We start from the raw sequence: 21,148 nt of genomic DNA, 5'->3' as shown, positions 1-21,148 counted from the left end.
AATTACCTCTGGCAGGAAACCGCCGTTCCGCGGCCGGCCGGTTCGTCCTACAGCAGCCGGCGCTCGGCATGCCGCCGTGCAGCCGGTCCGCCGTCCCCCGCTCACGACAGCGTCGAGAGGCAGTGAATGAGTACCGCCGAAGTCCACTACCTGCCGCAGGCACGCCTGCCACTGGTTCCTCCAACGCCGCCGCGGGCGCCGGACAGCATGGGCGCGCTGCGCCGCGTGCTGATGATGGGCGACAACGCGATCGCGACCTGGAGCCAGCGCGCCTATGAGGACGACATCATCCGCGGCCGCTTCTTCGGCAGCTCCAGCTACATTCTCAATACGCCTGATACCATCAAGCATGTGCTGGTCGACAATTGGGAGAACTACGTCCGCACCGTCGGTGCCATCCGCGTGCTGCGTCCAGTGCTCGGCGAGGGGCTGCTGATCGCCGAAGGCAAGGCGTGGAAGCACCAGCGCCGCACCTTGGCGCCGGCTTTCACGCCGCGCGCCGTTTCCGGCCTCGTTCCGCACATGGTCGCGGTGACCGATGAGACCGTTGTCCGGCTGAGAGAGCAATGCGGTCAGCCGCTCGACCTGCGGGAGATCATGCAGCGCATGACGCTCGACATCGCCGGCCGCACGATGTTCTCGTTCGAGATGGGCCGGCACGGCGCCACCCTGCGCGATTTCGTCTACGAGTATGGCGCGCGGCTGGCCAGCCCGCATCTGCTCGACATCGTGTTGCCGCTGTCCTGGCCGACGCCGCGCGACTTCGCGCGCCGACGCTTCCGCAAGCGCTGGACCGCCTTCGTCGCCATGCTGATGGCCGAGCGGCGCGCGGCCGGCAAGCTGGAGGATGCGCCGCCGCGCGACCTGTTCGACCTGATGGGCGCGGCACGCGATCCGGAAACGGGCGCTGCGTTCACCGATGCGCAGCTCGCCGACGAGGTCGCGACCATGATCCTCGCCGGGCACGAGACGACCGCGACGGCGCTGTTCTGGGCGCTGTATCTCATCGCGCTCGACCCAGCCAATCAGGACAGGCTGGCGCAGGAGGCGCGCGCCGCGACGGATCTGAGCAATCCGGATCAGTTGCCATTCACACGCGCGGTGATCGACGAAACGCTGCGGCTTTATCCGCCCGCCTTCCTGATTGCGCGCGCCGCAAGCGGGCCGGACCGTATCGCCGAGTTCCAGGTGAAGCGCGGCGACGTCGTGCTGATCTCGCCCTGGCTGCTGCACCGGCACGAGAGGCTGTGGCAAACGCCCAACGCCTTCATACCGGATCGCTTCATGCCGGGCGCGCCGCCGCCGGAGCGCTTTGCCTATCTGCCGTTCGGAGCGGGCGCGCGGGTCTGCATCGGGGCTCATTTCGCCCTGACCGAGGCGGTGCTGGCGCTGGCACGGCTGGTGGCGGCCTTCGACATCGAAATGCTCGACGCCGCACCCGTGATGCCGGTCGGCGTGGTCACGACCCAGCCGGATCGCTCGCCGCTGTTCAAGCTCACGCCCAGGGCGGGCGTCTGATCCCGGCGGCGGCCGGGCCATCGCTTCGTCTCTTGCTTGTGGGTTTGCTAGGCACCATCTTAACACGCCATGAGCGACATCCAGGCCCAGCTTTCGGTTCTGAAGCAGACCGCCGATCCGGCCGTTGCGGACGCGATCACACGGTTGATTGAGGCGGGTGAAGATCACGAACTCAACCGTATCAATGCCCTGGAGTTCTCGGCGCGCGCCGGTCTCGATGAAGAACGGGTTATTTCCGGGTTCCTGCATGCTGCACGGATCGGCTTGTTCGATCTGACCTGGAACGTGCTCTGTCCTGGCTGCAGCGGCGTGCTGGATGCGCACGCCACGCTGAAATCTCTCCGCCATGACGATTACCATTGCGGACTATGCGCTTGCGGCTACGAGCCTTCCATCGACGAGCAGGTCGAAGTTGCTTTCACCGTGAGCTCCAAGGTCAGGAGCATCGCCGCTCACGATCCGAACACGCTGCCGCTCTGGGAGTATTACAAGCAGGTCTTCTGGAGTTCCGGGATCGACCTCAACCGGGAGTCTTTTGCCTCGCTCAGCGAAGAAGTGACGCTTGATGCGCTCGAGCTGCCAGCCGGTGAGAAGGCCGTGCTCTCACTGCAGCTCCCATCCGATTTCATCATCATCTTCGAACCGGTGACGCATTCTGCGCATTTCATCGACGTTCAGGGCGAGCCCACCAGGGAGCGCCAGCAGCTCGGACTGCTATTCAACAGGGCGCATCCTCCGACCGGATCGATCACGTTGCGTCCAGGCCCGCTGCGACTGGCGCTCGACAATCAGGCCGGCGTACGGACGCTGCCGACCGTCTTCGTTGCCGGCGATGCGCTCCACCGTCTCCTCGGCAAGCGCCGGCCTTTCCTGACCGCCAAGCGCATATTGTCCAACCAGACCTTTCGCGACGTGTTCAAGGCGGACAATCTCAACATCGACCAGCGGCTGAAGATCACCTCTCTCACCTTCCTGTTCACCGACCTCAAAAGCTCGACGGCGCTGTATGAGCGCGTCGGCGATCTCGCGGCCTTCGACCTGGTGCGCGCGCATTTCCGCGCGCTGCTGGAGATCATCAATGCCGAGAAGGGCGCGGTGGTGAAGACCATCGGCGATGCCGTGATGGCGACCTTCATCCAGCCCGAGCATGCGCTGTCCGCGGGCCTGCGCATGCGCGCGGCGATGCAGCGGCTCAATGCCGAGCGCGGAACCGAGGATCTCGTGGTCAAGATCGGCATCCACGAGGGGCCGTGCCTCGCGGTGATGTTGAACGACCGCCAGGACTATTTCGGCCAGACCGTCAACATCGCGTCGCGCGTGCAGAGCCTGTCGACCGCGCAGGAGATCCATCTCACCGCGCCCGTGATCGAGAGCCCCGGCGTTGCCGACATCCTGCGGAGCGCGAAGATCGCGCCCATCCAGAAGCACGCCGCGCTGCGCGGCATCGCCGACCGCATGATGGTGTACGAAATCCCCTGAGGCTTACCGAAATGTCATGCAGTCCAAAGGTCGCAGCGGATTGCCGGCGCAGCGCGGCATTTGCATATAATGAGCATTCGCCGGCCGGTTTGCGGTCCGCTACGGATCTGACAGCGAAGGACGCCATGCTCGAAGGACTGCGCCAATTCATCGCCGACGTCGTTTCGCCGCAGCAGACCCCGGCGTTCGACGACAATGGCTATCAGCTCGCGGCGACGGCCCTGCTGATCCACGTCATCTCGCTGGACGGCGAACCGAGCCAGATCGAGCGTCGCAAGCTGCACGGCCTGATCGAGCGGCGCTTCGGGCTCGATCCCGGCAGCGCCGACCGGCTGATCGCGCAAGGCATGCTGGCGGAGGGCGACGCGGTCGATCTCTATCGCTTCACCAGCGTCATCATGCGCGAGGTCGACGAAGCCGGCCGCCTGCGCATCGTCGAGATGATGTGGGAGCTGGTCTACGCCGACGGCAAGGTCACCGAATTCGAGGACAATGTGGTCTGGCGCGCCTCGGAGCTGCTCGGCATCTCCACGCATGACCGCCTCGACCTCAAGCACCGGGTGGCGGCGCGCAAGTCCGGCGCCCCGGCTTGAACCGCGTCGCTCCGGGTGGAACCGACTTCATGCGGAGATGAACAAACTTTAATTTTGTTCCGGACACCCCCGTTCATGTAAATCCATGTGAATCCGAGGCTATTGCCGCAATCCAGCGCAAGGCCATGCATCGCGGTGTCTTGCATGTTCCCGTCCCACTATGCTCTCGTCCGCCGCAATTGGATGATGTGCGAATTGTGATCGAAGAGCAGGGATCGTGGGTGAACGTGTCACGCTCGTAACGGGTGCCTCTGCCGGAATCGGCAGCGAATTGGCGCGCGTGTTTGCCGCGAACGGGCACCGGCTCGTATTGACGGCCCGGCGCGAAGACCGGCTCGAGGCGCTGGCGCAGGAGATCGCCGCCAAGGGCGGCCCGGCGCCGCTGGTGATCCCCTGTGACCTCACCTCCCCCGACGCCGGCGCGACCATCGAGGCTGCGCTGTCGGCTGCCGGCCTGGAGCTGCAATATCTCGTCAACAACGCCGGCTTCGGCCTGTTCGGCAAGGCGGTGCAGCTCGACCGCACCGAGCAGCTCGACATGATCTCGGTGAACGTCCGCGCCCTGACCGAGCTGTCGCTGCGCTTTTCCGACCAGTTGATCCGCAACAAGGGCGGCATCCTCAATCTGGGATCGGTGGCCGGGTTCCTGCCGGGGCCTGGCATGGCGGTCTATTACGCCTCGAAGGCCTATGTGATCTCGTTCACCGAGGCGCTGCGCAAGGAGCTGGCGCCGCATGGCGTCCGGGTCACGGTGCTGTGTCCCGGTCCGGTGCCGTCGGAATTCCAAGACCGCGCCGGCTTCAAGCCGGGCGTGGATTCGGTGATCCTCAACGTCTCGCCCAAGGCCGTGGCGGAAGCCGGCTATCGCGGCCTGATGGCCGACAAGCGCGTGGTGCTGCCCGGGCTCGGCATCAAGATCGTGCCGTTCATGCTGCGCTGGTTCCCGCGCGGCTTCATCCTCGCCGCGGTCGGCCGGCTGCAGCTGAAGCGGACCTGATCGCGCTGGCCCGGCGCTTGCTTTGCAATGTGCGCTCGCTCACGCGCCGTTAACCTTTGCTTAGCTATGATCGCCAGGTGATGCTCAGGCAAGACCCTTCGCTCCATCCGAACGGGACCCAGGCGGACGTTCGGCATCTCTACTCGAAGCTGGCCCCGGCGGCTGCGCCGCAGCGGCCCGTCCTCATCATCCTGCATCAGGAAACATCGAGCCCTGGCCGCGTGGGCAACGCCCTGCGCGCCCGCGGCTATCCGCTCGACCTCCGCCGGCCGCGGTTCGGTGATCCGCTGCCGGAGACGCTCGATGGGCATGCGGGTGCCGTTATTTTCGGCGGTCCGATGAGCGCGAACGATCCGGACGACTTCGTCCGCCGCGAGATCGACTGGATCGAGGTGCCGCTGCGGGAGCAGCGTCCCTTTCTCGGGATCTGCCTGGGCGCGCAGATGCTGGCGATCCAGCTCGGCGCGCCGGTTGCGCCGCATCCAGAGGGGCGCGCCGAGATCGGCTATTATCCGATCCGCCCGACCCGGGCCGGGCGCAGGCTTTGCCCGCATTGGCCTGATCACGTCTATCACTGGCACCGCGAGGGCTTCGATCTGCCTGATGGCGCCGATCTGCTCGCCGAGGGCGGCGACTTTCCGGTGCAGGCCTATCAATACCAGAACGCCACCGGGCTGCAGTTCCACCCCGACGTGACCTATGCGATGATGTGCCGCTGGACCACCCGCGGACATGCCCGGCTGGACATCCCCGGCGCCCGTCTGCGCCACCACCATTTCGAGGGTCGCGCCATGCATGATGCCGCCGAGCGAGCCTGGCTGGCACATTTTCTGGATGGCTGGCTGGCGCGCGAGCCGGTGGCGGCGATGGCCGAGGCGGCGGAGTAGGATCGGCGTCCTGATCAATCGATTGGCTTGGAATGTTCAGACTTCAGCCCGGCTTCGGCAGGAGGCTACGCCGGACACCACGCTTCGCCTTTCAGGCATTGCGTGGCTGCGCCACGCGTAGCCTGAAAGGCGAAGCGTGGTGGAGCCAGGCGGGATCGAACCGCCGACCTCGTCATTGCGAACGACGCGCTCTCCCAGCTGAGCTATGGCCCCGTAACACGACCGCTTTGATGTTGGGAACAGGCGGCCGGCAGATCGGGCGCCATTTACAGTCGGTGCCCTGGTCAAGTCAAGAACGGTCACATCGCCTGTTAGCCTTGACGGGCACCTTCCCTTGTTTGCGCGGGAGGGAACAGATATCTAACCGGGTGATATCTCGTTCCAGGAACCCCGGATGATACGCCTCTTAGACTTCGTTGACTGGCTTCTCGGCCTCTACGTGTTCATCCTGGTCGTTGCGGCAATCATGTCCTGGCTGGTCGCGTTCAGCGTCATCAACGTCCGGAACGACTTGGTCCGACAGGTGCTTTACACGCTTGATGCTCTGACAGAGCCCGCGCTCCGACAGATTCGGCGCTTCGTGCCTCCTGCCGGAGCGTTGGACCTTTCGTTTCTCGTTCTCTTCATCCTCATCCAGTTCATCCGGTTCGTGATCATCCCGGCGCTTCAGGGTCTGTTTGTCTAGCGCCTGCACGCACTGACGTAGACGCGCGGGATTCAAGGGTGCTGCTTGCGTCAATTCAGGTCTGCTGCTGATTCGGATCGAGGGTCCCTATCGATGGTCCCTTGGCGATGTTCGAAGGGCGGCGTCACCCTCGCATTGCGGGTGACCCCACGCGGCGGCCGGGACGCCGTCGATGGCGTCGAGACGCTGTCCGACGGCCGCAATGTGCTGAAGGTCCGGGTGCGCGCGATCGCCGATGGCGGCGAGGCGAATCGCGCCGTGACCGAGCTGCTGGCCAAGGCGATCGGCGTCACCAAGAAGGCCGTGCGAATCACCTCGGGCGCGACGTCACGGCTGAAGCAGGTCGCCATCGACGGCGATCCGTCGGCGCTCGATCAGGCCTTGCGCGACCTCATTGCAGCCCATATGCCGACCCGGAAACAACGAGAATAGACGCAAGAAGCGCGAGCCGAGGCCTTTCGGCTTCGCAAGCGGCGATCTTCACCCTCCCCTGGAGGGGGAGGGTCGCCTCACGGTGAGCGAAGCGAGCGTGAGGCGGGGTGGGGTGATCTCTCCACCGGCATCCGTGGCTTTCACCCCACCCCGCTCGCCCGCTTCGCGTGCGATCGACCCTCCCCCTCCAGGGGAGCGTGGGAGCACGCGGCCAGCATCTTGCTCGATGAACAGCCTTTGAACCGAGGATAGAGCAAAATGACCGCGCGCATCATCGACGGAAAGATCATTGCAGCCGACCTGCGCGCGCAGGTCGCCCGTGAGGTCGAGCGGGTCAAGCGCGACCATGGCCTGACACCAGGCCTTGCCGTGGTGCTGGTCGGCAACGATCCGGCCTCCGAGGTCTATGTCCGCAGCAAGCACACCCAGACCCAGGCTGCCGGCATGGCCTCGTTCGAGCACAAGCTGCCCGCCGACGTCTCGCAGGACGCGCTGCTGGCCTTGATCGGCAAGCTCAACCGCGATCCCGCCGTGCACGGCATCCTGGTGCAACTGCCGCTGCCGAAGGGGCTGGAGACCGAGGCCGTCATCAACGCCATCGATCCGGCCAAGGACGTCGACGGTCTGCATCCGCACAATGCCGGCCGTCTCGCCGGCGGCCAGCCGGCGCTGGCGCCGTGCACGCCGCTCGGCTGCATCATCCTCAGCAAGACCGTGCACGGCTCGCTGGAGGGCATGAACGCGATCGTGATCGGCCGCTCCAACCTGGTCGGCCGTCCGCTGTTGCAGCTGCTGCTGAACGAGAACGCCACGGTGACGATCGCGCATTCGCGCTCGCGCGACCTGCCGGCGCTGACCGCGCGCGCCGATCTGGTCTACGCCGCCGTGGGGCGCCCGGAGATGGTGAAGCGCGACTGGATCAAGCCGGGCGCGACCGTGATCGACGTCGGCATCAACCGTATCCCAACGGCTGACGGCAAGACGAAGCTGGTCGGCGATGTCGCCTATGCGGAAGTGGCGGAGGTCGCCGGCGCGATCACGCCGGTGCCCGGCGGCGTCGGCCAGATGACGGTCGCGTGCCTCTTGGTCAACACGCTGCGCGCCGCCTGCGCCATTGCCGGGCTGCCGAAGCCGGCGGTGTAACCACCTGCGTCATTCCGGGTTCAGCCGCTGCGCGGCTGCCCCGGAATGACGTCAATTGTTTTCACTTCTTCGCGGCCTTGGCGCGCGCGATGCCCTCGGCGATCAGCTGGTGGGCGTCGTCGGCATTGCCCCAACGTAGCACCTTCACCCACTTGCCGGGCTCGAGATCCTTGTAGTGCTCGTAGAAGTGCTGGATCTGCTGCAGCGTAATGTCCGGCAGGTCGGAATAGGTGCGGACCTTGTCGTAGCGCTGGGTCAGCTTCGAGGACGGCACCGCGATGATCTTCTCATCGCCGCCAGCCTCGTCCTCCATCAGCAGCACGCCGACCGGGCGCACGCTCATGACCGCGCCGGGCACGATCGCGCGCGTGTTGGCCACCAGCACGTCGCAGGGATCGCCGTCGTTGGACAGCGTGTGCGGGATGAAGCCGTAATTGCCGGGGTAGCGCATCGCCGTATAGAGGAAGCGGTCGACGAACAGCGTGCCGGCTTCCTTGTCGAGCTCGTACTTGATCGGCTCGCCGCCGACCGGCACTTCGATGACGACGTTGACCTCGCGCGGCGGATCTTTCCCGATCGGGATGGCGTCGATGCGCATGGATGCTCCGTAGAACTTGAACGTTTGGGAACTTGAACGTTGAGGGTCGGACGCTCGACAGGCGAGCGCTGGCATTCGCAGTCGCAAAAAAATCGCGGCTGCGCAACAGCTACCTCAGGCCAACACTTTCAGTTCAATTCGAGGGCGCGTTAACGCCTAACGCGCACAGAGCACAGCCGGTCCAGGCTCAGTTGGTCCAGGCAAAGGCGACCTTGTCGAGCGACTTCGGCCCGAAGCGCTCCGACGACCGCGCGACCATGCGGCCGCCCAATGCGCGGTAGAACTCGGTGGCGGGATCGTTGTCGGACAACGCCCACACCACCATGCTCTTCAGGCCGCTCTGCGCGAGGTCGCGCTTGGCGGACTGAAAGAGCCGGCGACCGAACCCCAGCCCCTGAAATTCCGGTCGCAGATAAAGCTCGTAGACTTCTCCGTCAAAATGCAGGCTGCGGGCGCGATTGCGGCCGTAATTCGCATAGCCTGCGACCTTGTCGTTGAACACCAGCACGCTGACGCGGCTGCCTTTGCGGATCGCGCTGTCCCACCATTGGGGGCCGCGCCGGTTGATCAGCTTCTCCAGCTCTGCGCCAGGGATGATCCCCTGGTAGGCGGAACGCCAGGCTTCATCATGGGCTGACGCCACCGCAGCCGCATCTGCAGCCTTGGCCGGACGGACTTCGATCAGGGTTGTGCTCATGACGAGATCAAAGCAAGTCGGCGGTCCGCCTTCAAGGTGCCACGTTAAAGATCGGTTAACCTGTGGACTTTCGGCATCACCGTGGCGGAAAGCTGTGCCGAAAAGGGACAATTTCGCAACATTGTCGGGCGTCGGTGGTGTCCTGTCACCGCCGATTCACACGTCGCGGGAAAAACTGCATCTGACCGGCCGCGGCGTGGGCTAGTGTGGCGCAAGCTCAACATCTTCCCGTTCGGCTGAATGGTGCTGCTTCGCTGCGTCTCATGGTTGCTCGCACTGCTCGTCCTGTCGGCAGCCGGCGCAACGGCACAGCCGTTCGGTCCCGCGTCGCCCGAAGCCGAGCCGGCGCGCCGGCAGCAATGGCTGATACCGTCCATCAAGACCGAAATTCCCGCGCGTGCGATCCTCTATCGGCCTGCCGGCCGCGGGCCGTTTCCGCTGGCCGTGATCGCGCATGCCTCGACGCAGAATCCGCTGTGGCGGGCACAGCTGCCGCAGCCCACCTACACGGCGCTGGCGCGTCTCCTGGTGGGGCGGGGCTATGCCGTGCTGGTCCCGGAGCGGCTCGGGCACGGCCGCACGGGCGGTCCCTACGTCGAAGACCAGGGCGGCTGCGCCGACGCGGACTATGAGAAAGCAGGACGCGCGACCGCGGCGCAGATTTTGCGCGCGCTCGCGGACATGCGCGAGCAGCCGTTCGCCGCGAAGGGCGGCGCCGTCATCATCGGCCATTCGGCCGGCGGCTGGGGCGCGCTGGCGCTCGCCGATCAGCCGCCGCAGATCGTCTCAGCAATCGTCGTGTTCGCGCCCGGCCGTGGCGGGCATGCCGACGACGTGCCCGGGCGTGTCTGTGCAGAGGCGCGCCTGCTTGATACGGCCCGCGCGTTCGGACGCGGCGCGCGCGTGCCGGTCACGTGGCTTGTTGCGGCCAATGACAGCTACTTTCCACCACCGCTTTCGCGTCGGCTTGCGGATGCCTTCACGTCGGCTGGAGGCCAGGCGGGCTTCAACCTGTTGCCACCTTCCGGCGAGGAGGGGCATTGGATGATCGAGCACGACGACGGCGTGGCACTGGCGGCGGATTTGCTGTCGAGGGCGCTGACAACGACACGTCGATCGACGCATCCGATGCCGCCGAACTAGCAGGACACGATGACGCTGTATTTCCTGGTCAAATATCTGCACGTGCTCGGCGCCATCGTCATTCTCGGCACCGGCACGGGGATCGCATTCTTCATGCTGATGGCGCATCTGAGTGGCGAGGCCGCGTTCATCGCTCGCACCGCCGGCGTGGTCGTGATCGCCGACATGCTCTTCACATTGTCCGCGGTGTTGCTGCAGCCGGTCACGGGCGGCACGCTGATGTGGCTGTCGTCGACCGCGGTGACTGACGGCTGGCTGCTCACCTCGCTCGCGCTCTACGCGGTCGCCGGGCTGTTCTGGGTGCCGGTGATCTTCATGCAGATCGAGCTGCGCGACCTGGCGCGCCTCGCGGACGTCGGCGCCGAGGAGCTGCCGCCGCGCTACTTCATCGTCTTCCGCCGCTGGTTCCTGTGCGGCATCCCCGGTTTCGGCGCGGTCATGGCCATTCTCTGGCTGATGATCGCAAAGCCGTTCTGACGAGACGCGCATGATCACGTCGACCAACCCCCGCATCCTCGTGCTTGGCGCTTCCGGCCTGATCGGGCGCTTCATCACCGACGATCTGCGCCAGCGTGGCTGTGCGACGGTCGGTGTGGCGCGCGCGTTCTCGCCATCACAACGCGTGTCGCCGTTCGACATCGAGCTGCCGATCATGGCGCTCGATGCGCCGGCTCTGGCGAGTCTGATCCGCGCCCACGAGATCGATGTCGTCGTCAACTGCCTCGGCGTGCTGCAGGATGGCCCGCGCAGCGACACTACGGCCGTGCATCGTGAGTTCGTCGCGCGCGTGCTCGCAGCGATCACGGCCTGCGGCCGTCGCGTGCGCTTCATTCACATCTCGATCCCCGGTACGGCCGATGAGGATCACACCGCCTTCGCTACGACCAAGCGCGAGGCGGAGCGGCTGATTGCATCCTCAGGCATTCCCTACGCCATCCTGCGCCCGGGCTTCGTGATCGCACCGTCGGCCTATGGCGGCAGCGCGATGGTCCGCGCGCTCGCGGCGCTTCCGGTCGACCTGCCGGCGAAGGATGCGGCGACACCGTTCCAGCCGGTGGCGGTCGCGGACATCGCCGCGACGATCGCCTGGCTCGCGATGCGGCCGATCGATGACGAGGCGACGCGCGCGGTGAGCTGGGACCTGATGCAGCCCGAGGCGATGACGCTTGGCGACGTGCTCGGTGCGTTTCGGCGCAGTTTCGGCACGATGGATTGGCCACGCGTTGCCGTGCCCGCGCCGCTGATCAATCTCGGCGCTTTCGCCGGTGACCTCTGCAGCCGGCTCGGCTGGATGCCGCCGATGCGCACCACCGCGATTGCCGAGCTTCGCCGCGGGGTGCACGGCGATCCCGCACCGTGGATCGCTGCGACCGGCATCACACCCACGACGCTGGACCGCGCCGTCGGCGCACATGGCGCCACCATTCAGGACAAATGGTTCGCACGCCTGTTCCTGATCAAGCCGCTGATCATTGCCGGCTTGGTGTTGTTCTGGGTCGCGTCGGGGTCGATCGCACTGTTGGTCTCGTTCCCCGCGACCACGGCGATCCTGACCACGCGCGGCTGGCCCGACTGGTTCGCCGCCCCGTTTGCGGCGATCACCAGCATGATGGACATCTCGGTCGGCGTATTGATCGCGTTCCGCAGAACCGCAGCATTCGGGCTCGCCTCCGGCATCCTCGTCTCGCTCGGCTACATGCTCGGCTGCGCGATCCTCACGCCCGACCTCTGGCTCGAGCCGCTCGGCGCGCTGGTGAAGACGGGACCAGCGATCGTGCTGATGCTGGTCGCGCTGCTCATGATGGACAATCGATGATGACCCATTGGCCCGACGACGACGTGATCCTCTACGACGGCGTCTGCGTGTTCTGCTCCCGCTGGGTGCAATTCGTGATCGCGCGCGACACCGCCAAGCGCTTCCGCTTCACGCCGATCCAGTCGCCTTACGGCACCCGGTTGGCGCAGGCCTTCGGCATCGATCCCCAGGAGCCCGACACCAATGCGGTAGTGCACGGCGGCAAGGCGCATCTGAAATCCGATGCTGCGCTGACCGTATTGTCGAGCCTGCCGGGCTGGGGCTGGACGCGCGCGCTGCGCGCCATCCCGAAGCCGCTGCGCGATGCGGTCTACAGCCTGGTCGCGCGCAACCGCTACCGCATCTTCGGTAAATACGAATCCTGCTTCGTGCCCGATGCCGAGCTGCGAAGGCGGGTGCTGGAGTCCTGATCCGATCCGCGGTGAGATGAGGGAGCGAGCCAGGAATTAATCGATTTTAACGAATGATATATACGATATAATCTGTTGGATCGATTGATCGCAGCATGAAATTCTCCTCTCCAGACCCTGTTTGGGAGAGTTTTCCATGGCTGCCCCGTCGCATGATTTGATCGCCGATGCGCCCGTTGCCGTTCCTCATCGACCTGCCTATGCGCCGGCGACGCCGGCGGCATCGACGCTGCTGCCTGGGCTCGTGCTGTCCGCGGCGCTCGCGGCCGGTGCCTTCGGGCTGCGCCTGGTGCCGGGCCTCGGCCTGTTCAGCCCGATGATAATGGCGATCGTGGCAGGGATGGTGCTGCATAACGTCATCGGCACGCCGGCGCGAGCCAAGCCCGGCGTCGCCTTTTCGATGCGCCGCGTGCTGCGGCTGGCGATCATCCTGCTCGGCCTGCAACTGACGGCCGCCCAGATCATCGAGGTCGGCGCGCGTGGTCTCGCCGTGATCGCGCTGAGCCTCACCGGCACCTTCGTGTTCACGGTGTGGATGGGACGGCTGCTCGGCATCGATCGCAAGCTGGCGGAGCTGATCGCCGCGGGCACCTCGATCTGCGGCGCATCGGCCTTGATCGCGACCAACACGGTCACGCGCGCCCATGACGAGGACGTCGCCTATGCGGTGGCCTGCGTCACGGTGTTCGGCTCGATCGCAATGTTCATCTATCCGCTGCTTCCGGCGCTGCTGCATCTCGACGCGCACGCCTTCGGCCTGTGGAGCGGCGCCTCCATTCACGAGATCGCCCAGGTGGTCGCGGCCGCGTTTCAGCAGGGCCAGCAGGCCGGCGAGTTCGGCACCATCGCCAAGCTGGCCCGCGTGATGCTGCTGGCACCGGTCGTGCTCACGCTCGGCCTGCTGGCAACGCGGCGCGCGCGCCATGGCGGCGAGACCCGGAGCAATGCGCAGCCGCCGCTGCCCTGGTTCGTATTCGGCTTCATTGCGCTGGTCGGCCTCAACAGCGTGATCAGCATACCCGCCGAGATGAAGACCGTGATCGTGACGGCGACCACGTTCCTGCTGTCGATGGCGCTGGCCGCGATGGGACTGGAAACGGATTTCGCCAAGCTCAAGGCCAAGGGCCTGCGGCCCCTGGCGCTGGGCCTGCTCGCCTTCCTGTTCATCGCAGGCTTCAGCCTGGCCCTGGTGAAGCTGACCACATAGGACGCACGTGACGCTCGAACAGCTCAGGATCTTCGTGGCGGTCGCGACCCGCGAGCACGTCACGCAGGCGGCCCGCGACCTCAATTTGACCCAGTCGGCGACATCCGCGGCTGTGGCCGCGCTCGAAGCCCGCTACGAGACCAAGCTGTTCGATCGCGTCGGACGCCGCATCGTGCTCACGGCGACCGGGAAGGCGTTTCTCGTCGAAGCGAAGGCGGTGCTGGCGCGCGCGGCCGCCGCCGAGACCGTGCTGAACGATCTCGCCGGCCTGAAGCGGGGGCGGCTGGCGCTGGCGGCCAGCCAGACCATCGCGGGCTATTGGCTGCCGGCCTTCATTCACCGCTTCAATGCCGCGCATCCGGCGATCAAGCTGCAACTGTCGATCGGCAATACCGAGCAGGTCGCGACCCAGGTCCGCGAGGGCTCTGCCGATCTCGGCTTCGTCGAGGGCGATGTCGACGATCCCGTGCTCACGGCCCAGCCGGTCGCGGAGGACGACATGGTGCTGGTCGGCCCGATCGATCATCCGCTGTGCCGCGGCAGGTCGGTGACAACCAGCGACCTGAGGACGGCACGCTGGGTGTTGCGCGAGCAGGGCTCCGGCACGCGCGCCGCGCTCGAAACAGCGCTGGGCCGCTTCGGAATCACTCCGGCCGAGCTCGATGTGGTGTTCGACCTGCCGTCCAACGAGGCCGTGCGCGGCGCCGTCGAAGCCGGCGCCGGCGTCACGGTGCTGTCGCGCTTGGTGGCAATGCGCGCCGTCAAGGCGGGGTTGCTCGCCGTCGCCAACATCGAGCTGCCCAAGCGGCACTTCTACAGCCTGCGCCACAAAGAGCATCACCAGACGCAGGCCGCACGGGAGTTTCTGCGGATGGTGGGGAAGACGGAATGATTGGGGCACGTCATCGCGAGCGCAGCGAAAGCGATCCAGAAATCCCATCGCGGTGACAGTCTGGAGTGCTTCGCTGTGCTCGCAACGACGGTGGATGTGCTAGCGCCTGGTTAACGACGCCAGAGCCTCCCGCGCCGCGCGCTCGCCGCTGTCGCGCGCGCCATGGGCGGTCGAGAAGAAATCCACGGGCGTCGCCTCGCCGGCGAAGAACAGCCGATCATCAACCGGCGCGGCCAGCACGGCGCGCTTGTCGGCATGTCCGGGCAGTGCATGCGAATAGGCGCCGCGCGCGAACGGGTCGGCGCCCCAGCGGGACTCGGCGAGCGGACGGAGGCTCTTGCGGATGTCGTTGCCGAGCAGGGCCACGATGTCGTCGATCGCCTGCGCCGCCAAGGCCCCCTCGCCCGCCACTTCGATCTCGCGAGCGAAGCTGCCGCCATAAAAACCTTCGATGCAGGGCTGGCCGAACGGGCGCAGCTGGAAGCTGCCGACCCGCGCGGTGTGGCTTCGGCCGCGCATGCCCGAATCCCTCGGCAGGTGCTCCCAGCCGTCGAGCGCCAGCGTCACCTTGTTGTCGAGACCGAGCGGCAGGCCAGCGGCGGCTTCGACCTTGCTCGGCAGGGCCGGCGAAAAGCGGAGCGTTTCGTCGGCGATGAGACTGGTCGGCACGGTGACGATGACCTTGTCGGCCGTCAGCGTGCCCTGTGAGGTCGTCAGGCGGATGCGCGTGTCGCCGTGATCGATCAGGGTCACGTTGCAGCTCATGGCGATCGGCAGGCCCCCGCCATAGGCGGCGACCAGCGCGCCATAGCCGTGGCGAACGCGCCAGTTCAGCTCGGTGTCCTCATAGGCCTCGAAATCGAGCAGCGACATCTGGTCGAGCTCGCAGCCGTTGAGATAGGTGCAGATCGCATCGATCATGCCGTTCCAGCGATTGCCGGGCTCCAGGCAGAGGCTCGCCGGGGCATCGCGGCCACTCTTGGCGGCCTCTGCGGTGCGCGTAAAGAACGCCTCCAGCGCCCGCAAGAACTCCTCGCGCTCGTGGCGCGGAAATGCCGCGTCATAGGCCTGGTCGCGCCAGGGCGGCCGGCTGGTGTCGATAGTGAAAGCAAGCTGCTCGGCGATGCCGACGAAGGAGTTGCGATCAGCCGAATGCAGCCAGCCGCAGCCGAGATCGAAGGTGACGTCAGGCGAAGCCATGATGGTGTGAGCACGGCCGCCGATGCGGTCGCGGGCCTCCAGGACGATGAACGAGACGCCCTTGTCCTGCAGCGCATGTGCGGCGCCGAGGCCCGCGGCACCCGCGCCGATGATGGCGATGTCGATGGAGGATGGGAAAGACATTGGCTCATCCAACTCCGTCGTCATGCCCGGCCTTGTGCCGGGCATCCACGTCGTCCTCGCAAGCCCCAAAACGTGGATGGCCGGGACAAGCCCGGCCATGACGCATTTGAGAATGGAGGGCGGAAATTACGCCACCGCTTCCTTCTGTTTCTCGGCGCGCTTGCGCTCGTTCGGATCGAGATGCTTCTTGCGCAGGCGGATCGACTTCGGCGTGACCTCGACCAGCTCGTCGTCCTCGATATAGGCCAGCGCCTTCTCCAGCGTCATCCGGATCGGCGGCGTCAAACGGACCGCCTCGTCCTTCGATGTGGTGCGGATGTTGGTGAGCTGCTTGCCCTTCAGCACGTTGATCTCGAGATCGTTGTCGCGGGTGTGCTCGCCGACGATCATGCCGCGATAGACCTTCCAGCCCGGCTCGATCATCATCGGGCCGCGGTCCTCCAGCTTGAACATCGCGTAGGCCACCGCCTCGCCCTGGTCGTTGGAGATCAGGACGCCGTTGCGGCGGCCGGCGATCTCGCCCTTGAACGGGGCATAACCGTGGAACAGGCGGTTCATGATCGCGGTACCGCGGGTGTCCGTCAGCAGCTCGCCCTGATAGCCGATCAGGCCGCGGGTCGGCGCGTAGAACACCAGCCGCAGGCGGTTGCCGCCGGACGGGCGCATCTCGATCATCTCGGACTTGCGCTCGCTCATCTTCTGCACGACGACGCCGGAATGCTCCTCGTCGACGTCGATCACGACCTCCTCGATCGGCTCCAGCCACGCGCCGGTGGCCTCGTCCTTCTGCAGCACCACGCGCGGACGCGACACCGACAGCTCGAAGCCTTCGCGGCGCATGGTCTCGATCAGGATCGCGAGCTGCAATTCGCCGCGGCCCGACACTTCCATGGCGTCCTTGTCGGCGGATTCGACGACGCGCAGCGCGACATTGCCCTCGGCCTCGCGCAGCAGGCGGTCGCGGATCATGCGGCTCGTGACCTTGTCGCCTTCGGTGCCCGCCAGCGGCGAGTTGTTGACGATGAAGGACATCGACACGGTTGGCGGGTCGATCGGCTGCGCCGGGAGCGGCGTCTCGACCGAGGGATCGCAGAACGTGTCGGCGACGGTGCCCTTGGTCAGGCCTGCGATGGCGACGATGTCACCGGCCTCGGCCTCGTCGAGCGGCACGCGCTCGATGCCGCGGAACGCGAGAATTTTGGAAATACGGCCCTGCTCGACGACCTTGCCCTCGGCGTTCAGCACCTTCACGGCCTGGTTGGGCTTGATGCTGCCCGAGGTGATGCGGCCGGTGATGATGCGCCCCAGGAAGTTGTTGGCCTCCAAGATGGTGCCGATCATGCGGAACGGCCCCTCCTCGACCGACGGCGCCGGCACATGGCGCAGCACCAGGTCGAACAGCGGCTGCATCCCGGCGTCCTTCGGACCTTCCGGGCTCTCAGCCATCCAACCCTGCTTGGCCGACCCGTACAGGATCGGGAAGTCGAGCTGCTCCTCGGACGCGTCGAGTGCGGCGAACAGGTCGAACACCTCGTTGATGACCTCGGTCGGACGGGCGTCGGGACGGTCGACCTTGTTGATGACGACGATCGGCTTGAGGCCGACCTTGAGCGCCTTGGAGACCACGAACTTGGTCTGCGGCAGCGGGCCCTCGGCGGCGTCGACCAGCACCAGGGCGCCGTCCACCATGTTCAGGATGCGCTCGACCTCGCCGCCGAAATCGGCGTGGCCGGGGGTGTCGACGATGTTGATGCGGGTGTCCTTCCACTGCACCGAGGCGGCCTTGGCCAGGATGGTGATGCCGCGCTCGCGCTCCAGGTCGTTCGAGTCCATGGCGCGCTCGGCAACCTTCTGGTTCTCGCGGAAGGTACCCGACTGCTGCAGGAGACGGTCAACCAGGGTGGTCTTGCCGTGGTCGACGTGGGCGATGATGGCGATGTTGCGAAGATTCATGGTCGGTGTCTTCTAAGCTTTCTCAAGAGCCCGTGCTCTGTCCCCGGCGGGGCGCGCGCTTTGTTATAGTCGAATCAAGCTGTTAGCTTTACGACGCGCGCTCGCGAAACTCGTTCGGCGGCAGGGGCCGGCAGCCCCAAATAGGAAGCCCGGCCAATCGACCGGGCAGACCTCACGCGTTGCGGCGCAATATAGGCAGAAAATGCCAAAAAACAATGACTGCTTTCAGGAACGAGGAGCGGTTTCCGAGCGGCTGGCTAACGCCTCCGCGACCGCACGCTTCCGGGCGGCGCGGTAGAAGACGAGACCAACCACTCCGACCGGCAATCCCACGAGGACCAGCACTGACAGCCGTCGGCTGCGCCTATGCGCGGAAAGTAAAAAACGCCTGCGGGCTCAGCCCGTCGCAGCCTGCTCGGTCGGATAGACGCCGCGCAGGACCTCCTCGAAATGGGTCTTCACGGCTTCGTTGCACAGGCAGGAGCGGCGCTTCAGCGCGTCGAAGTCGCGCACCATGAAGGCGCCGCGGCGGGTTTCGAGAATGCCCTCGGCTCGGAAGGTCTGGACGACCCGGCTGACATAGCTGCGGCCGACGCCGAGCAGCGTCGCCAGCTGCTCATGCGTCAGCGGCACGATCGGCTCGCCGTCGGTGCGGTCCATCGCGGCCACGATCCACTTCGCCGTCCGCTGCTCGATCGAATGAATCGCGTTGCAGGCGGTCGACTGGAACATCTGCGCCAGCATGCAATCGGCGTAGCGCGCGAACACGTTGCGGAGCGTCTTGGATTGCAGCTTGGCGGCCGCCAGGCGGGACAGTGGCAGCCGTGCAAACGGGCCGCCGAACTTGACGACGATCCGCGTATAGGCCGGCAGGAAGCCCTCGCTGACGATGCCGCCGACGGCGCCCTCGCGGCCGACCAGGATGGTCTCGACGTCGCGGCCGTCCTCATTGGGGACGAGATAGGACGTGAGCGCCGGCCCACAGGGAAAATGCACGATCTGCACGTCGTCCCCGGGACTGTAGAGCAGATCGTTCGGCGTTGCCTCGTCCTCCACCAGATACGGCGAAATCAGCGCGTAGTCGGCCGCACTCAGCCGCAGCAGCAGGTTGTTGTGGGGCCGCTCCCGGTTCAGCGTGGTCACACCCTGGCTCAGCATCGTCATCCCCTGCGCGCAACGCATGTGCGTGATTCGTGCTCCTTGTGTTCACAAGTGCACCGACACAGGAACTCTGATATGCTGCCTTGGTTCCAGGAACCCGCCAGCGCACTCAAGAGGAGACGCCGGCTGCGGCGCCCATCCCTCATCCTGGAACCCGCAGATCCCATGACCAGCTCGCAATCAGGCGTGCCCGAGCTTTATCAACATGTGCTGGTCGTCGAAGACGACCCCATCATTGCGCTCGGATTGGAAGACACGATTACCGACCTCGGCGTTCCCGACATCAGGATCGCAGCCGACGTCGCGACCGCGCTCGCCATGATCGCGGAGCGCACCCCGCAATTCGCATTGCTCGATGTCGGCCTGGTCCGCGAAAAGAGCTTTGCGATTGCCGAGCGGCTGACGGCGCTCGGCATTCCCTTCGCCTTCTCCACCGGCTATGGCGCCGACCGCGTGCCGGCCGCGTTCGCCGACCGGCCACGGCTGCCGAAGCCTTGCCCGACCGACGCGCTGGAGGCGGTGCTGCGGCGACGCGATTAGTTGCCGTCGCCGCACGCGATCGTCCTGCCGCCGAACAACGACAGCTCAGCCCAGCTTCGGATCGAGCGTGGTCGACCACAGCGCGACGTCGGCGCGATCGCGCAGGGTCACGGTCATCTGGCCCGTGGCGCCCTCGATCTTGACGTGGCCGAAGAACTGCATGCCGGCCGATGGCGGCAGGTTCTGCTTATCGAGGCCCGGCGCCTTGATGAAGCGCACCTCGGGGCCGAAGGTGTTGTCGAGCTCGTTCGGACCGAACGTGCCGGCATGCAGCGGACCGGAGACGAACTCCCAGAACGGCTCGAAGTCCTGAAACTGCGCCTTGTTCGGATCATAATAGTGCGCGGCCGCGTAGTGCACGTCCGCCGTCAGCCACACCGTGTTCTGGATCGGCGCCGTCTTGATGAAGCGCAGGATCTCGGCAATCTCGAGCTCGCGGCCGCGCGCCGGGCCGTCCCCTTGGGCAATCGCTTCCGAGCCCTTCTTGTTGGCCGCGTCGTCATAGACGATGATGCTGAGCGGCATGTCGGAGGCGATCACCTTCCAGGTCGCGCGCGAATTGAGCAGCGCCTGCTTCAGCCAGCGCATCTGCTCCGGCCCGATGAAGTAGGACGCCGGACCATATTTGTCCTCGAGATTGGGACCGTTGGCGCCGCGGTAGCTGCGCTCGTCGAGCACGAACACGTCGAGATGCGGGCCGTAATTGATCGTGCGATAGACGCGCCCCGGCTCGATGATGCTCTCGCGCATGGGATACATCTCGTGAAAGGCGCGCGCCGCGCGGGCCGCGAGCAGCTGGATGTTGCGCTCCTTGTAGCTGGCCGGCAGCTCCTTGGAGGCCGACCAGTTGTTGGTGACCTCATGATCGTCCCACTGCACGAAGATCGGCACTTCGGCATTGAAGGCGCGGACGTTCTCGTCGAGGAAATTGTATTTGTGAGCGGCACGGAACTCGTCGAGCGTTTCGGCGACCTTCGCCTTCTCTTCCACGGTGAGGTTCTTCCACACCTTGCTGTCCGGCAGCTTCACCTCGGACTTGATCGGGCCGTCGGCATAGATGGTGTCGCCGGAATGCAGGAAGAAGTCCGGGCGGTGCTTCTTCATCGTCGAGAAGGTGAACATGCCGCCATCGTCGGGGTTGATGCCCCAGCCCTGCCCCGCCACGTCGCCGCCCCAGACGAACGAGACGTCACGCTTGTTGCCTGGCGCGGTGCGGAAGCGGCCGGCCACGGCCTCGCTTTCGACCGCGGTATGCGACAGGTCGCGGAACTTGACACGATAGAAAATGTCCTGGCCGCTCGGAAGGCCGTCGATCAGCATCTTGGCCGTGAAGTCGCTTTCCGGAAGCGCGGCGATCGGTGGCAGCGCTCGCGCGTCCTTGAACGACTCGGTGGTCGCCACCTCGACCAGCATCTGCGACGGCCGATCGGCACGCGCCCAGACCACGCCGCCATCCATGCCGACGTCGCCGGACTGCACGCCATGCGTGATCTGCGGCCGGTCGGCGGCGCGGCTCAGATAGGGCATCGCCAGCGTCGTGACGCCGGCTGCGGCGGCCGTCGACAGGAAGCGGCGGCGGGACAGGGCGGCGTGCGGTCGAGGAATGCGAAGCGTCATGCGGATCTCCTGATCGGATCGCGCGCGGGAGCAGGC

At 66.0% G+C, this 21,148-nt stretch carries 21 protein-coding genes and 1 tRNA gene; 15 read left to right on the top strand and 7 right to left on the bottom strand.

The genetic code is table 11. The features are described 5' to 3' along the window. Positions 1-126 precede the first annotated feature (126 nt). The 5 genes from QX135_RS02530 to QX135_RS02510 all read left to right on the top strand — a co-directional run bounded on the left by QX135_RS02530 (position 127) and on the right by QX135_RS02510 (position 5,474). A complete protein-coding gene (locus tag QX135_RS02530; RefSeq protein WP_315740480.1) occupies positions 127-1,518 on the top strand; it encodes a cytochrome P450 in 1,392 nt (463 codons plus the stop codon). A gap of 69 nt (positions 1,519-1,587) precedes the next feature. After that, positions 1,588-2,997: an adenylate/guanylate cyclase domain-containing protein gene (locus QX135_RS02525; RefSeq protein ID WP_316180626.1), complete on the top strand. Its 1,410-nt coding sequence runs from the start codon at positions 1,588-1,590 to the stop codon at positions 2,995-2,997. Between the two features lie 125 nt (positions 2,998-3,122). After that, positions 3,123-3,590 carry a TerB family tellurite resistance protein gene (locus QX135_RS02520; protein ID WP_316163026.1) on the top strand — a complete coding sequence of 156 codons (468 nt, stop codon included), beginning with the start codon at positions 3,123-3,125 and terminating at the stop codon, positions 3,588-3,590. A gap of 217 nt (positions 3,591-3,807) precedes the next feature. Beyond that, positions 3,808-4,587 (top strand): SDR family oxidoreductase, encoded by a 780-nt coding sequence (locus tag QX135_RS02515; RefSeq protein ID WP_315740477.1) that lies wholly within the window; start codon positions 3,808-3,810, stop codon positions 4,585-4,587. 80 nt (positions 4,588-4,667) lie between these two features. Continuing rightward, positions 4,668-5,474: a glutamine amidotransferase gene (locus QX135_RS02510; protein ID WP_316180629.1), complete on the top strand. Its 807-nt coding sequence runs from the start codon at positions 4,668-4,670 to the stop codon at positions 5,472-5,474. 137 nt (positions 5,475-5,611) lie between these two features. On the opposite strand, the gene QX135_RS02505 is transcribed toward QX135_RS02510, so the two are convergent. Continuing rightward, positions 5,612-5,687 (bottom strand) — tRNA-Ala (locus QX135_RS02505). A gap of 181 nt (positions 5,688-5,868) precedes the next feature. Between QX135_RS02505 and QX135_RS02500 the strand changes: the two genes are divergently transcribed. The 3 genes from QX135_RS02500 to folD all read left to right on the top strand — a co-directional run bounded on the left by QX135_RS02500 (position 5,869) and on the right by folD (position 7,734). Next, complete coding sequence (locus QX135_RS02500; protein WP_315740475.1) at positions 5,869-6,159, top strand: YggT family protein; 291 nt, start codon at positions 5,869-5,871, stop codon at positions 6,157-6,159. A 93-nt stretch (positions 6,160-6,252) separates the two neighbouring features. After that, a complete protein-coding gene (locus tag QX135_RS02495; protein WP_316180630.1) occupies positions 6,253-6,591 on the top strand; it encodes a DUF167 domain-containing protein in 339 nt (112 codons plus the stop codon). A gap of 258 nt (positions 6,592-6,849) precedes the next feature. After that, a complete protein-coding gene (gene folD, locus QX135_RS02490; RefSeq protein ID WP_316180632.1) occupies positions 6,850-7,734 on the top strand; it encodes a bifunctional methylenetetrahydrofolate dehydrogenase/methenyltetrahydrofolate cyclohydrolase FolD in 885 nt (294 codons plus the stop codon). 61 nt (positions 7,735-7,795) lie between these two features. On the opposite strand, the gene ppa is transcribed toward folD, so the two are convergent. Continuing rightward, a complete protein-coding gene (gene ppa, locus QX135_RS02485) occupies positions 7,796-8,332 on the bottom strand; it encodes an inorganic diphosphatase (protein ID WP_011923519.1) in 537 nt (178 codons plus the stop codon). Positions 8,333-8,519: 187 nt separating this feature from the next. Further along, a complete protein-coding gene (locus QX135_RS02480) occupies positions 8,520-9,029 on the bottom strand; it encodes a GNAT family N-acetyltransferase (protein ID WP_006611902.1) in 510 nt (169 codons plus the stop codon). 240 nt (positions 9,030-9,269) lie between these two features. Between QX135_RS02480 and QX135_RS02475 the strand changes: the two genes are divergently transcribed. The 6 genes from QX135_RS02475 to QX135_RS02450 all read left to right on the top strand — a co-directional run bounded on the left by QX135_RS02475 (position 9,270) and on the right by QX135_RS02450 (position 14,497). Further along, positions 9,270-10,172 (top strand): dienelactone hydrolase family protein, encoded by a 903-nt coding sequence (locus tag QX135_RS02475; protein ID WP_316180634.1) that lies wholly within the window; start codon positions 9,270-9,272, stop codon positions 10,170-10,172. Positions 10,173-10,181: 9 nt separating this feature from the next. Continuing rightward, a complete protein-coding gene (locus QX135_RS02470; RefSeq protein WP_315740471.1) occupies positions 10,182-10,649 on the top strand; it encodes a DUF2269 domain-containing protein in 468 nt (155 codons plus the stop codon). Between the two features lie 10 nt (positions 10,650-10,659). Next, positions 10,660-11,988 (top strand): SDR family oxidoreductase, encoded by a 1,329-nt coding sequence (locus QX135_RS02465; protein WP_316180636.1) that lies wholly within the window; start codon positions 10,660-10,662, stop codon positions 11,986-11,988. Beyond that, positions 11,988-12,398 (top strand): thiol-disulfide oxidoreductase DCC family protein, encoded by a 411-nt coding sequence (locus QX135_RS02460; protein ID WP_315740469.1) that lies wholly within the window; start codon positions 11,988-11,990, stop codon positions 12,396-12,398. The genes QX135_RS02465 and QX135_RS02460 overlap by 1 nt, the downstream gene beginning before the upstream one ends. Positions 12,399-12,534: 136 nt before the next feature. Then, positions 12,535-13,605: a YeiH family protein gene (locus QX135_RS02455; protein ID WP_316180638.1), complete on the top strand. Its 1,071-nt coding sequence runs from the start codon at positions 12,535-12,537 to the stop codon at positions 13,603-13,605. Between the two features lie 7 nt (positions 13,606-13,612). Continuing rightward, positions 13,613-14,497: a LysR family transcriptional regulator gene (locus QX135_RS02450; RefSeq protein ID WP_316180640.1), complete on the top strand. Its 885-nt coding sequence runs from the start codon at positions 13,613-13,615 to the stop codon at positions 14,495-14,497. A gap of 99 nt (positions 14,498-14,596) precedes the next feature. Here the strand turns inward: QX135_RS02450 and QX135_RS02445 are convergent, their stop codons facing one another. The 3 genes from QX135_RS02445 to QX135_RS02435 form a co-directional block, all read right to left on the bottom strand. Continuing rightward, entirely contained in the window at positions 14,597-15,841 is a 1,245-nt protein-coding gene (locus QX135_RS02445) for an NAD(P)/FAD-dependent oxidoreductase (protein WP_316180642.1), read from the bottom strand. A gap of 126 nt (positions 15,842-15,967) precedes the next feature. Then, positions 15,968-17,794 carry a translational GTPase TypA gene (gene typA, locus QX135_RS02440; RefSeq protein WP_315740466.1) on the bottom strand — a complete coding sequence of 609 codons (1,827 nt, stop codon included), beginning with the start codon at positions 17,792-17,794 and terminating at the stop codon, positions 15,968-15,970. 396 nt (positions 17,795-18,190) lie between these two features. Then, a complete protein-coding gene (locus QX135_RS02435; protein ID WP_315778188.1) occupies positions 18,191-18,952 on the bottom strand; it encodes a Crp/Fnr family transcriptional regulator in 762 nt (253 codons plus the stop codon). Positions 18,953-19,120: 168 nt separating this feature from the next. Between QX135_RS02435 and QX135_RS02430 the strand changes: the two genes are divergently transcribed. Further along, complete coding sequence (locus QX135_RS02430; RefSeq protein ID WP_315797944.1) at positions 19,121-19,495, top strand: response regulator; 375 nt, start codon at positions 19,121-19,123, stop codon at positions 19,493-19,495. A 45-nt stretch (positions 19,496-19,540) separates the two neighbouring features. Here QX135_RS02430 and QX135_RS02425 read toward each other — a convergent pair whose 3' ends face one another. Beyond that, positions 19,541-21,112, bottom strand: coding sequence for an alkaline phosphatase D family protein (locus QX135_RS02425; RefSeq protein WP_316180644.1), 1,572 nt, complete (start codon positions 21,110-21,112; stop codon positions 19,541-19,543). Between the last annotated feature and the right edge of the window lie 36 nt (positions 21,113-21,148).

This window comes from Bradyrhizobium sp. SZCCHNR1098, assembly GCF_032489375.1.
Lineage (GTDB): Bacteria > Pseudomonadota > Alphaproteobacteria > Rhizobiales > Xanthobacteraceae > Bradyrhizobium.
Note: the sequence above shows the minus strand (reverse complement) of the source record. Positions and strands in the feature narration are given on the sequence as shown.